Source organism: Moorena sp. SIO3I6, from assembly GCF_010672095.1.
This window is the reverse complement of the sequence record NZ_JAAHHU010000004.1, coordinates 67,254-78,946: the sequence shown is the minus strand read 5'-3', so window position 1 is coordinate 78,946 and position 11,693 is coordinate 67,254. Positions and strand designations below refer to the sequence as shown.

The following is an 11,693-nucleotide window of genomic DNA, read 5'->3' as shown; positions in this document are numbered from 1 at the left end:
TAAAGGCATCTATAGCAGTCGAAGCCTAGTTTAGGACAGTCACTTTTCCTCAAACCTAGATACAAAGCTAGTTTAACTTCTGACTTCTGACTTCAAACTTCTGACTTCTGCTATAATTTTATGATTTCTATAAAAAATAGTGTTCTTGGAATTCCAAAAACACTATATAAATAATTGCCTTATCAAAAAAACAATAAAGTAGGGTTTATTAAGAACTATCCCCGGTTACCCAACAAGATGGGAATACGGATGATAACTATCCCCAGTTTATTCACACCCGGTGTCGATATAGACTCCCAAAGAAGTGAGATAGCCACTGGCGCTGCCGAAGAATGATTGAATGGTGGGTTGGGCAGCTTTTAAAGTGAATGGCTTTCGGTTTGATGTTGATTGCATAGTACCAAACGGACCATAGGTCTTGCCCTTAAGAGTCTTAAATGTTAATTGGGCAATTAAGGGTTTGTTGCCAGCATATGAATAGTCTGCAACGTAACCATCTACTTCTACTAATGGATCATCTGCACTAAAATTGATGGTGGTCTCTCCGCCGCCAGTACCTCCATTCTGAAATGATTTTCCATTGGCATAACTTACCTTGAAGCCATCAATAATCCACCCATGATGAACCGTGATTTCAGTAATTGGACCTAATGTGCTGGCCTCAGGGAAATTATAAAATTCAGTGGTTGTCCGTCCTACAGGGCCTTCAATAACTTGGGCTTGGGCAGGAGAAACCCCTAGAGTTGTGCTCAGCAAGACTACTGCAGCCAATAGTCCAATAAACTGAAAAAATCGCTTAAACATTACTTAAAACCTCAATCTTTTAAAGGATTTGTAACCCACCCGAATCTAGCAGGTATGCTAGCCAAAATATTGAATTATTTAAAAAAAATTTAGATTTATAAAAAAAATATTATTTTTGACATATTATGGCTCAATATATGCTCAAGATTTCAATGGTAAGAGGCAAGAGGCAAGAGGCAAGAGGCAAGAGGCAAGAGGCAAGAGGGGAAACAGATTCGGGGTTTTATGGTTCAATAAAAAAAGACCATACAGCTTGAAATATCAAATACAAATGCTATATATGAGCAAGCTAAAAGCCATGAAGGGGCGATAGCTTGAGTACAAATGCTCTGCATAAGTGACATACACCCCATCTAACTTAAGTAAGTTTAAAAAAATCTCTAGTTATGACTTGTAACTAATAACAATTAAGGTATTGGAGCTAACTAAAATTTTTTCTATAGCGGTTTCTAGCCTAATGAGGTACACAGGAGTTTTTCCGTGTTCCGTGTTCCCACGTCCGAAGTTCCCTGTTCCCTGTTCCCGATTCCCGATTCCCTGTTCCCGATTCCCTGTTCCCTGTTCCCTGTTCCCTTTGCGATCCTAGATACTTCATACTTCACCCTCCCAATCTTAATAGTTGAGCACTTGCAATCCTGGATTGCTCAAGTTGAAAATAATAAGGACGAAGCATAGCCAATCTAACTCAGGAGATAGATGTGAGTCAAGACTTTGATTACGATTTATTGATTATCGGTGCTGGTGTGGGGGGTCATGGTGCTGCCTTACACGCAGTTAGCTGTGGTCTGAAAACCGCTATTATTGAAGCCGCTGACATGGGCGGAACTTGTGTCAACCGGGGCTGCATCCCTTCTAAAGCTCTATTAGCCGCATCAGGTAGAGTGCGAGAGCTACAGGACGCTCATCATCTCAATGCCCTTGGGATTAAAGTAGCAGGGGTTGAGTTTGACCGAAATGCGATCGCAAATCATGCCAGCAATCTAGTCAGTAAGATTCGTGGTGACCTGACCAACAGCCTAAAACGCTTGGGTGTGGATATTATTAAAGGCTGGGGTAAAGTAGCTGGACATCAAAAAGTAACCGTTGCTACAGACAATGGCGAAAAAACTATCACTGGCAAAGATATTATGATATCCGCTGGTTCAATTCCCTTTGTACCCCCAGGAATTGAGATTGATGGCAAAACCGTATTTACCAGTGATGATGCCATCAAACTAGAATGGCTGCCAGATTGGGTAGCAATCGTGGGCAGTGGTTACATTGGTCTAGAGTTTGCTGATGTCTACACAGCACTAGGGTCTGAAATCACCATGATCGAAGCCCTAGACGACCTGATGCCAACCTTTGACCCTGATATTGCCAAACTAGCCACACGCATCCTGATCAAACCTCGGGACATTGAAACCCACACTGGGGTGCTAGCGATGAAAGTAACTCCCGGTTCCCCGGTAGTAATTGAACTAGCAGATACCAAAACCAAGGAAGTAGTCGATGTGCTCGAAGTCGATGCTTGCCTGGTCGCTACAGGTCGGATTCCCGCCACCAAAGACCTAGGACTAGATGCCGTAGGAGTGGAAACAGACCGGCGCGGTTATATTCCCGTAGATGACACCATGGCAGTACTTTCAGCAGGGGAACCCGTGCCCCATCTTTGGGCAATTGGTGATGCCACTGGGAAAATGATGTTAGCCCATGCCGCATCCGCTCAAGGTATTGTCGCAGTAGAGAATATCTGTGGACGTCAGCGCACCATAGACTACCGCAGCATACCCGCAGCCGCCTTTACCCATCCAGAAATCAGCTACGTCGGCCTAAGCGAACCACAAGCCAAAAAATTGGCCTCCGAAGAAGGCTTTGAAGTATCCATTGTAAAATCATACTTTAAGGGGAATTCTAAAGCGATCGCAGAAGGAGAAGCAGATGGGGTAGCGAAAGTGATCTACCGTAAAGATACCGGGGAAGTCCTAGGAGTCCACATCCTAGGTATCCACGCCTCCGACTTAATTCACGAAGCCTCAAATGCGATCGCAAACAGACAATCGGTCAACTCCCTCGCCTACTTAGTCCATGCTCACCCCACTCTGTCAGAAGTACTCGACGAAGCTTACAAACGAGCTGTAACTCATTAGTCAAAATCCTTTGTTAATTGCTAATTAACAAAGGATTTTGGAACTGACGCACTGAGAAACTGACGCACTGAGGGACTGACGCACTCACGCACTATATAAAACTACTGATGCAAATTCGCCGACGCCCACCTAATCCAGCAGTTAAAATCCAAACCCTGCACTATCAAGTTGCACTACCAGACGATAAACCCCACCATATTCTCGAAGAAATTGTCTGGCACAAAGAGAAAGAAATTGACCAGATGCGGGAAAGTCTGCCTCTAGTGGAGTTGCGTAAGCGAGTACAAACAGCACCACCCCCCCGAGACTTTCTAGCAGCCCTAAAATCAGGAAAGACTAGCCCTGCCCTGATTGCAGAAATCAAAAAAGCATCTCCTAGCAAAGGGGTTATTCGAGAAAATTTTGACCCAGTAGCCATTGCTCAGTCATACAGCCAAGGTGGTGCTAGTGCGATCTCAGTGCTGACAGATCAAAAATTCTTTCAGGGTAGTTGGGAAAACCTGGCAAAAGTTCGTGCTGCTGTAGACTTGCCTTTGCTGTGTAAGGAGTTCATCATCTATCCCTACCAAATGTACATGGCTCGTAGTCACGGAGCAGATGCAGTTTTACTGATTGCAGCCATCCTTTCCGATCAAGACCTGCAATACTTTATCAAAATTGCTAAGACTCTGTCGATCACTCCCTTGATCGAAGTCCATACCCAATCTGAATTAGATCGAGTATTATCTCTCGATGGAGTTACCCTAGTAGGTATAAACAATCGTAACTTGGAAGATTTTTCCGTCGATTTACAAACAACCTGTCAATTACTAGCAGCAAGGGCTAACCAACTACTCGAACGTGGCATTCTGGTAGTCAGTGAATCAGGGCTTCATACCAACGCTCACCTTGATCAGGTAGCATCTGCCGGAGCCACAGCCGTCCTCATTGGTGAGTCATTGGTAAAACAGCCAGACCCAGCAGTTGCTATTGCCAGCTTGTTTAGCCATCAGTGACCCATAGCCCAAAAAAATAGTCAATTTTGATGGCAGACTCCGACTCACCGAGGTACAGCAAATTTCATGGATCCAATTCCCCTTCCATCTTATATTCACTACGAACTGCTGCTCCAACTGCTAGAGCGCCAAACCGCATTTGCTACCAGTCAAAACCCCCAATTGCGAGAGCAGGTTCATGAATTGATCAGTACTCTGCGTAAAGCCCTAGCTCAACAGAAGCAATTAGAACAAAGCTGTCAGCGAGCCAACTTGCCAATGGAGTATCGCTGGTCTCTCAACAGCGTCAAATTGGATGCCCATGACTCAAAAAATGGTTTACCGGATTCAGCAGGAAGACTTCCTAATTAAATTGTCAACTTCATAAATAAAAAACTAAGAAATTTAGTCACAGTATCCAGTTTGAGCCAATATATTTTGAGATTGTTACCTACTCCTGAGGAGCGTCACTCCCACTGTCGGCATCAATAACACATGCTCGCTATGGCTCCGAACTAAAGAGTGTCCTAACTTCAGGATGTCAATATACAAAGACTTTAAGGCAAGTTTAAATCTAGCGTGGCTGGGTCAGTCTTCGTGTAAGCATGGGTGGGGATAACCGCTCCCATGGTCCGGTGGTGAAACGCCAAAGTAACCGCTAAATTAACCTTGAATTTCCGGTTTTGTCCGGTAACATCCAAGACTTAATCGGTCAGTTCAGAGTAACTAACCAATCATCAGATCACAACAACCCTAGATACCAAGACTAACTACAGATGGAAGACAAGCTCAAACTAATGATTCCTGGCCCGACGCCAGTACCAGAACAAGTATTACTGGCCATGGCCAAACACCCGATCGGACACCGTAGTCCGGAATTTAGCGAAATCATGGCAGAGGTGAATGAAAACCTCAAATGGCTACACCAGACCAAAAATGATGTCTTGACTGTAACCGCTAGCGGTACCGGAGTTATGGAAGCTGGTATTATTAACTTCCTCAGTGCAGGCGATCGCGTTTTAGTTGGTTCTAATGGTAAATTTGGCGATCGTTGGGGAAAAATCAGTACTGCTTTTGGTCTGGAAGTGGACACCATTACCGCTGAGTGGGGTAAGCCCCTAGATACCGAGCAGTTTCGTGAAAAGCTAGAAGCTGATACCGAAAAGCAAATCAAAGCCGTAATCGTTACCCACTCTGAAACCTCTACTGGCGTTCTCAACGACTTAGAAACCATAAATCGTTACGTCAAAGACCACGGCGAAGCCCTAATTATTGTTGATGCCGTTACCAGCCTCGGAGCAGTCAATGTACCCATTGATGACTGGGGTCTCGATGTAGTAGGCTCTGGTTCCCAGAAGGGATACATGATTCCCCCAGGACTCGGATTTGTCAGTGTTAGTCCTAAAGCTTGGGAAGCCTACAAAACTGCTACCCTGCCCAAGTTTTACCTAGATTTAGGGACTTACAAGAAATCTACTGCTAAAAACAGCAATCCCTTTACCCCGCCAGTGAACCTAGTTATTGCCCTACAAGCTTCACTGGGCATGATGAAAAGAGAAGGGTTAGAATCAATATTTTCCCGTCACCAGCTTCTGATGCAAGCAACCCGCGCCGCCGTCAAAGCCCTATCATTACCTTTGTTTGGTTCTGATGAGTATGCTAGCCCAGCCGCAACGGCAGTGATTCCCACATCAGTAGAGTCCGAAAAAATTCGTTCTGTGATGAAAAAACGCTATAACATTGCTCTAGCTGGGGGACAAGACCACTATAAGGGAAAAATATTCCGCATTGGTCACTTAGGTTTTGTCTGTGAGCAAGATATTCTTGCTGTCATTGGTGCTCTCGAAGCCACCCTTCAGGAATTGGGACACCAATCCATGACACCAGGAGCAGGTATTGCTGCTGCTGCTAGTGTATTTGCTCAGAACTGATTAACAGTTGAAGGTTGAAGGTTGAAGGTTAAAAGTTGAAAAGTAAAAGTTGAAGGTTAAAAGTTGAAGGTTAAAAGTTGAAGGTTAAAAGTTGAAAATTGACGGTTGAAGGTTGACGGTTGACTGTGTTCTGCGGTAAATGGTCAACCGTCAACTCCTAATAGTCTTTTTAATTTTTAATGAAACTTCCGCCACCTAAGTTCAGTAAAGATGGCGGAATAATTCCTAATTGAGTTTAACACCACCATCAGATCCCAATTCTCAATTGGAACCCAATCACATACCCAATTCCCAAGTTTTCCTGATCAGTACGAAATCCTGAGGAATTAATTAAAGAAGTTTTGGCTCTGCCATAAGAGATCATCCTAATTGACACTCGCCGTCTTGAAAGAACGGCGATTCCCAGATCGACGAGCTGCCTTAAACCACTGTGTCCTAATCTTTGACGCCGCCAAAAAGTAAGCAATATCTAAACCAAAGACCCGTCAAGAACAAGAATTCAGTTTAGTTCACAGTAGACCCAGCGGGCAATTCTCGCGATCGCGTTTGGTTACTTGCTAGAAAGTGCGTGATTAAAGTCCGTTGCTTTCTCATTCACCTGGTTCCGGCGTGCCCCGCCGTACCGTTTTTATCTCAAATCGTGTTTTTGCTTGGTTCACACACCAACGGTTAATTGATGACTGGGTTTTTAAGGAGGACTTTCCCTACCCTCCGAGCATTATTATTTTAAGGTCAAGCAGGGGCGGGTCTCTCTCCCGGTTGCGCCAAGGCCAAAGGCCACGCTACGCGAACGGTTTTTCAACCTGTACTCATGGTTTCAGTATATCCTAGCGCTACATAATCGTCAACCTCAAATACTAGAATTATTTCTAGGGGACTAAATTCGCTAGTCACTTTCATCTCCGCTCGCTTTGTGACGGAGTTTTCAGTGTTTAAATTTCTAATAAAATACATGGGTGATGTGAGGGTATGCAAAAGCCAATGTTTGAAACAGCTGAACAATTTCCGGTCTTGGGGTTACCCGTTCACCTTTTAGACAACTACAGTCACTACTTAGACGATCGTCTCACTAAAGGTCTAGGTAGTCATGTAGTAACTCTAAATGCCGAAATGGCAATCCAGGGAGAGCGCAACCCTGAGCTAGCTGCCGTTATCAAGCAGGCAGAATTGGTGATTCCTGATGGGGCAGGTATTATATTTTACTTACGACTCCACGGTAAAAAAAAGCAGCGCTGTCCAGGAATTGAACTAGCTGAGTCTTTACTGGTCAAGGCTGGACAATACGGAGAATCTTGCCCAGTGTTCTTCTATGGGGCAGCCCCTCATGTAGTCCAAAAAACAGCTAGGGTTTGGCAGAAGAGAGTTCCAAAATTAGCGATCGCTGGAATTAGTCATGGCTACCTCAGTGCAGAAGCAGAGGAAGACTTAAAGCTCACCTTAAAAGAACAACAGCCTAAAATCATACTAGTCGGCTTAGGTGTACCACGTCAAGAATTTTGGATTGCCCAGAATCGCCACCTGTGTCCCCAATCCACTTGGATTGGTGTTGGTGGTAGCTTTGATATCTGGTCAGGGGCTAAAACCCGTGCGCCAGGCTGGTTCCGGAAGAATAATCTCGAATGGTTATATCGGTTGTATCAAGAACCCCACCGTTGGCGGCGAATGATGGTTCTGCCTCAGTTTGCTCTCAAAGCTTTAGGTCAAAGAATGATGGTTCTGCCTCAGTTTGCTCTCAAAGCCTTAGGTCAAAGGTTGGCATAAGCTAATCCCTAATCAATAGAGGTGCAACTATTAGCCTTATAGCTCTCTAAACCTTGTCAAACATTATCCATTATTTTATAATCAAATAAGTTAGTAACTTGTTTAACTTCGGAACACTACCGCCCAACGAAGAACTAAAAGCTTTGGCAGCTGGTCGTAAGTTAAGCGACGTAAAATAATGGACTGAGTGAAGTTACAGTGCGGTTTGAGAGTAGGCAGAAGAGCCTCCATTAATAAAAATANCGATTTCGGTCTTTCGCTGAGTTTGCCCAAGAGCAGCGTCGCCAGTACAACCTGCCAGTCGATTCATGAAATACTCTCTTGAAATTTCCAGTGTGGCAGAGGCGGAAGCCGACAGCGCCTTCCTACGTTTATCCCAAGTCACATCTCCTACCCAGGCTAGCCTTTGGTATTCTGGATTGCTACAAGCAATCGAATCTCTATCGCAATTTCCAAAACGTTGTCCTAATGCAAGAGAGAATAAGTATTTCAGTCAATAAATACGACAATTACTCTACGGTCGGGGACGTAATTCATATCGAATTCTTTTTACCATATTGGAAGAGCAAGAAGGAGCGACCGTTCGCATTCTACACATCCGGCACGCATCACAGCAAACCCTAGGTGAAGAACTAGGCTGATGCCAATTGGCTCGTAGCGATCGTCCCTCTTGTAGGGTGCCTTCCTTGAAGCAATCTGCTGCTTCACCCCACGATTATGAAGAACGCACCACCCAAAACCCTTGATTTTCATGCTTGTTACCCTAAGATTTTCTCTTATATTGTAAGTTACCATAACAAAATCGGACTCATAATGCGATCGCCCGTAGGTTTGGATGACCAAAAAAAAGTTAATTTCTGTTACATTTCTGGTGTATGTAACTCTGACTAGCTAAAAATGAAAGCAATTACGAGTAATCAAGCCAAACACCAATTAGATAAACTAATCGAGCGGGTCATTCTTGATGTAGAACCAACTATATTATGTAATGATCAAGGAAAACAAGCTGTTTTAATGTCTTTAGATGAATTTAACTCTTGGCAAGAAACACTATATTTATTATCCAATCCTACCAATGCCGAACATCTCTTAGAATCAATTGAACAAGCTAAATCTGTAAAAAAGTCAATTAAACAATTAATTTATGAATTAAAATCACTTTTACCGAAGCATATTGGTCTGACTATATTTGGCTACAAGAGAATGATAAAAGGCTGTTAAAAAGAGTTAATTTACTGGTTTACGAGGACCTCAATTCATCAGGTTGACTCAAAGGGGGGATAATGTTGAGGCACGAAACCCAACAATCACGGGCTTTTGCGTAACCTTTCTGACGCTGCACTGGACGGACTGGCGTACGCTTAGTTCGTAACCGTTAGATACCTGCCGCCAGTGAGCTTGAACCTTAGGGTCCCTCACCTCGATTAACTCATAAATTTCTGGAGGATGGGGCTGGCGCACCACGCAGCATCCCTTCTGTACTCAAATCCTCGTCCTCGGTCGCTCCAGTGGATGCCATAACCACCACCGCAAACTTCCCAATTTGAACGTTGATCTGGTGTGGCGTTAAGTAGCCTTGGGTACCAAACTAGAGGTACGGTAATTCTCCGCCCATCCATTAAATCAACACTAATGGTTTCTTCAGTAAAGTAGACATTCTTAACTCTCTCATCCGCTCGAATTGCCAAAATACCCATACCAAGCCTCTAATAGATTTTTCTGATTTTCCTGGACTATCCCTTGCAATTTCCGAAGTTCCTTAGCACTGAAACCAACATTGCTAGCTAGACTGACTGGTTCCAGCCAGAATTTAGCAGATGAAGCATCACGGTCAATATGGATGTACGGTGGTTCATTCGGTTCATGACTGTAAAAGTAGAAACGATAAGGACCGATCCGTAAAATTGTTGGCATAATGGAATAATTCTAACACTATGCTGGTTACCATGTCTTGAACTTTGGCTTGCAGCGCGATCAAGTCGTCTGGTACTGCGTACGCTCTTGTAGGGTGGGTTCGATAACACAAGATCTATCAAGACATTTATTGACAGAATATCACCGAACGCACCATCCCTTACTGGGCTTCATTCATTTTTAATTTTTAATTTTGAACTTTGAATTAATCACTGAATCTTGCTAATAATTCCTCACGGTATAGCTGAGATAACTGTAATATTAAAGCGGAAAATTATTGATTAGATAAGGACAGCATTGGTTCAATAATACCTCTCAGTTGGTCATCAAGAGAATTAAACCTCACTCTCAACAAGTTTTCGATAATCGCAGTGCGCTCCATCCTCAGACCCTGCTGCATACCTTGTTGTATACCCTGTTGTATGCCTGACTGAGTAGCAGCTTCTAATTTTTCTAATAAAAGTGGTGATAAGCGCATCAATTTTCTCTCTGTCTTGCTCTTATAATTCTGTACTTACTTCTAAGTTACTACGCTCAGAAGATAACAACAATAACGTATTTTACCGAAATTGATTTGTTTCTGGCAGTGCTTCTAATTCATCAATGGCCTGTTGTTGGACCCTGCCTCTGCCTAACATTCTCAAGCATAGAGTGTCTAATGTCTTTGGTAATTTATGTATTACGACTAATCCTGTGCGATCGTGTTATACTAAGAGCATCCGTTAGGATCAGAAGGTAAATTAACCGACAATGCAGACCTTACCTTAAAAATGGCATCCTACTCCCTTAACTTGCCGCTTCAACTTCAAGAAGAAGTAGAACAATGTGCTTTGCGTCAAGGCATTTCCCTCGACGACTTTATTTTATGGGCAGTGGCTGAAAAAGTTGCTGTTCTCAAGCATCAATTCCATGACCCAAGCTTTCCCCACATCACTTATCGTCAAGGAGCCAGTGGTCACCCCGTCTCAGTCATTCGTGGGACAGGGATTCGAGTCCAGACAATTGCGATCGCCACCCACCAATGGGGAATGTCTGCCAAGCAGCTGGCCGAGGAATATGGGTTAACTGAAACTCAAATTAACGACGCACTAGGGTTTTACAGCGCACATCAAACCGAAATTGACAGCGCGATTGTAGCTGAACAAGAGAGCGAAGTAGCCAATGTCTAAACTTCGGCAACACCAAAGATGCGGACACGTCCATCAAAGCCTTACAATCAGCCCTAACCGTTCGTGGTCATGATGTTACTCGGACTCCCAATGAATGGATAGCCAAAGATGCAAGTGATGAAACCCAACTTTTGAAGGCAACGGCTCAAGGGCGATGTATTTTTACATTCAACATCAAAGATTTCTCCGCTTTAGCCATACAATACCCAGAACATCATGGCATTATTCTGGCGGCTCAAAGCAGATGGAACTTATCCGACCTGATTAAGGCACTCGAGCGTTTTCTTTTAGAGACTCAATCAGAAGATTGCTTAGGGCAAGTTCGTTGGTTGAATCAATATCGCCCTATTAGCCGTGATGATTAATGGTGAGTACATGAAGGGGAATATATCTGGTTAATCACATATGCTCAAAGTAGATTGTAGGGTGGGCACTTGTGCGATAATCTTTGTTAAAATCCTAGATTTCCAAACACAAGTGCCCACCATTATAGGCAGGGCTATTTCATTCTAATTGTAATCGGAATATGGTATAAAGAGCGCGCAAATTCCCTTTAATGCATCTACTCCTGTGTCTCAAATCGCAATTATAGAAGCCAAAGCTTGACTAGAAGATCCTCGTCGTCGTGCCGGACAGCGCCACACTCTTCCACTGTGCCTAGCGCTATTTACTTTGGCCATGCTCCTTTGGAGCCGCCGGGGGGAGGGTGTGGGGGGGGGGGGGGGGGGGGGGGATGGGGAGAGGGGGAGATGGGGAGATGGGGAGATGGGAAGTGTGAACGCTAATAATTGGTAGAAAAAATAGCTGGAATTACCCTTAATTTGATGATATTAATTTTGATAATTGCCAAAAAAAGTGCCTATAGAGCATAGAAAGAAAGGGGTTGATAAAAAATGCGATGCTAAGCATTGAGCCCCTACGGAATTGACCGTTCGCGCAGCGTCGGGTTTTTCCCGAAAGGTCACGCTAAATGCGATCGCATCAGTTATTTGACTAGGTGATAGCGATCGC

Annotated in this window: 13 protein-coding genes and 1 pseudogene; 10 read left to right on the top strand and 4 right to left on the bottom strand. The window is 43.9% G+C overall.

Annotated elements, in window-relative coordinates; translation table 11 throughout:
* Positions 1-267: 267 nt before the first annotated feature.
* On the bottom strand, positions 268-804 hold the full coding sequence (locus F6K49_RS02865) for a jacalin-like lectin (protein ID WP_293020127.1): 537 nt from the start codon (positions 802-804) through the stop codon (positions 268-270).
* Positions 805-1,284: 480 nt separating this feature from the next.
* Between F6K49_RS02865 and F6K49_RS02860 the strand changes: the two genes are divergently transcribed.
* The 8 genes from F6K49_RS02860 to F6K49_RS02825 all read left to right on the top strand — a co-directional run bounded on the left by F6K49_RS02860 (position 1,285) and on the right by F6K49_RS02825 (position 8,820).
* Complete coding sequence (locus tag F6K49_RS02860; protein WP_293064854.1) at positions 1,285-1,479, top strand: hypothetical protein; 195 nt, start codon at positions 1,285-1,287, stop codon at positions 1,477-1,479.
* A 23-nt stretch (positions 1,480-1,502) separates the two neighbouring features.
* The gene (gene lpdA, locus F6K49_RS02855) at positions 1,503-2,933 is read left to right on the top strand and encodes a dihydrolipoyl dehydrogenase (RefSeq protein WP_293020125.1); all 1,431 of its coding nucleotides are present in this window, start codon (positions 1,503-1,505) and stop codon (positions 2,931-2,933) included.
* Between the two features lie 104 nt (positions 2,934-3,037).
* Positions 3,038-3,928, top strand: coding sequence for an indole-3-glycerol phosphate synthase TrpC (gene trpC / locus F6K49_RS02850; protein WP_364301183.1), 891 nt, complete (start codon positions 3,038-3,040; stop codon positions 3,926-3,928).
* 66 nt (positions 3,929-3,994) lie between these two features.
* A complete protein-coding gene (locus F6K49_RS02845; protein ID WP_293020122.1) occupies positions 3,995-4,279 on the top strand; it encodes a DUF5340 domain-containing protein in 285 nt (94 codons plus the stop codon).
* Positions 4,280-4,683: 404 nt separating this feature from the next.
* Positions 4,684-5,838 (top strand): alanine--glyoxylate aminotransferase family protein, encoded by a 1,155-nt coding sequence (locus tag F6K49_RS02840; protein ID WP_293020121.1) that lies wholly within the window; start codon positions 4,684-4,686, stop codon positions 5,836-5,838.
* Between the two features lie 981 nt (positions 5,839-6,819).
* Positions 6,820-7,599 carry a WecB/TagA/CpsF family glycosyltransferase gene (locus tag F6K49_RS02835; protein ID WP_293020119.1) on the top strand — a complete coding sequence of 260 codons (780 nt, stop codon included), beginning with the start codon at positions 6,820-6,822 and terminating at the stop codon, positions 7,597-7,599.
* A gap of 308 nt (positions 7,600-7,907) precedes the next feature.
* A complete protein-coding gene (locus F6K49_RS02830) occupies positions 7,908-8,099 on the top strand; it encodes a hypothetical protein (RefSeq protein ID WP_229415183.1) in 192 nt (63 codons plus the stop codon).
* A gap of 397 nt (positions 8,100-8,496) precedes the next feature.
* Positions 8,497-8,820 (top strand): type II toxin-antitoxin system Phd/YefM family antitoxin, encoded by a 324-nt coding sequence (locus tag F6K49_RS02825; RefSeq protein WP_143727455.1) that lies wholly within the window; start codon positions 8,497-8,499, stop codon positions 8,818-8,820.
* 208 nt (positions 8,821-9,028) lie between these two features.
* On the opposite strand, the pseudogene F6K49_RS02820 reads toward F6K49_RS02825, so the two are convergent.
* The 3 genes and pseudogenes from F6K49_RS02820 to F6K49_RS02810 form a co-directional block, all read right to left on the bottom strand.
* Positions 9,029-9,296: pseudogene (locus F6K49_RS02820) on the bottom strand (DUF2442 domain-containing protein).
* Positions 9,268-9,513, bottom strand: coding sequence for a DUF4160 domain-containing protein (locus tag F6K49_RS02815; protein ID WP_293094023.1), 246 nt, complete (start codon positions 9,511-9,513; stop codon positions 9,268-9,270). Before F6K49_RS02815 ends, F6K49_RS02820 begins: the two are co-directional and overlap by 29 nt.
* Before the next feature lie 274 nt (positions 9,514-9,787).
* The gene (locus tag F6K49_RS02810; RefSeq protein ID WP_143727456.1) at positions 9,788-9,991 is read right to left on the bottom strand and encodes a hypothetical protein; all 204 of its coding nucleotides are present in this window, start codon (positions 9,989-9,991) and stop codon (positions 9,788-9,790) included.
* A gap of 292 nt (positions 9,992-10,283) precedes the next feature.
* Here F6K49_RS02810 and F6K49_RS02805 point away from each other — a divergent pair, with 292 nt between their 5' ends.
* Both F6K49_RS02805 and F6K49_RS02800 read left to right on the top strand, forming a co-directional pair.
* Positions 10,284-10,682 (top strand): DUF433 domain-containing protein, encoded by a 399-nt coding sequence (locus tag F6K49_RS02805; RefSeq protein ID WP_075896551.1) that lies wholly within the window; start codon positions 10,284-10,286, stop codon positions 10,680-10,682.
* Between the two features lie 32 nt (positions 10,683-10,714).
* A complete protein-coding gene (locus F6K49_RS02800; RefSeq protein ID WP_071986962.1) occupies positions 10,715-11,047 on the top strand; it encodes a DUF5615 family PIN-like protein in 333 nt (110 codons plus the stop codon).
* Positions 11,048-11,693 lie beyond the last annotated feature (646 nt).

What these genes read in the sequence shown, in the direction of transcription:
- F6K49_RS02865 (WP_293020127.1), bottom strand. Translation starts at nt 804, where the DNA reads ATGTTTAAGCGATTTTTTCAGTTTATTGGACTATTGGCTGCAGTAGTC.
- F6K49_RS02845 (WP_293020122.1), top strand. Translation starts at nt 3,995, where the DNA reads ATGGATCCAATTCCCCTTCCATCTTATATTCACTACGAACTGCTGCTC.
- F6K49_RS02840 (WP_293020121.1), top strand. Translation starts at nt 4,684, where the DNA reads ATGGAAGACAAGCTCAAACTAATGATTCCTGGCCCGACGCCAGTACCA.
- F6K49_RS02835 (WP_293020119.1), top strand. Translation starts at nt 6,820, where the DNA reads ATGTTTGAAACAGCTGAACAATTTCCGGTCTTGGGGTTACCCGTTCAC.
- F6K49_RS02830 (WP_229415183.1), top strand. Translation starts at nt 7,908, where the DNA reads ATGAAATACTCTCTTGAAATTTCCAGTGTGGCAGAGGCGGAAGCCGAC.
- F6K49_RS02825 (WP_143727455.1), top strand. Translation starts at nt 8,497, where the DNA reads ATGAAAGCAATTACGAGTAATCAAGCCAAACACCAATTAGATAAACTA.
- F6K49_RS02815 (WP_293094023.1), bottom strand. Translation starts at nt 9,513, where the DNA reads ATGCCAACAATTTTACGGATCGGTCCTTATCGTTTCTACTTTTACAGT.
- F6K49_RS02810 (WP_143727456.1), bottom strand. Translation starts at nt 9,991, where the DNA reads ATGCGCTTATCACCACTTTTATTAGAAAAATTAGAAGCTGCTACTCAG.
- F6K49_RS02805 (WP_075896551.1), top strand. Translation starts at nt 10,284, where the DNA reads ATGGCATCCTACTCCCTTAACTTGCCGCTTCAACTTCAAGAAGAAGTA.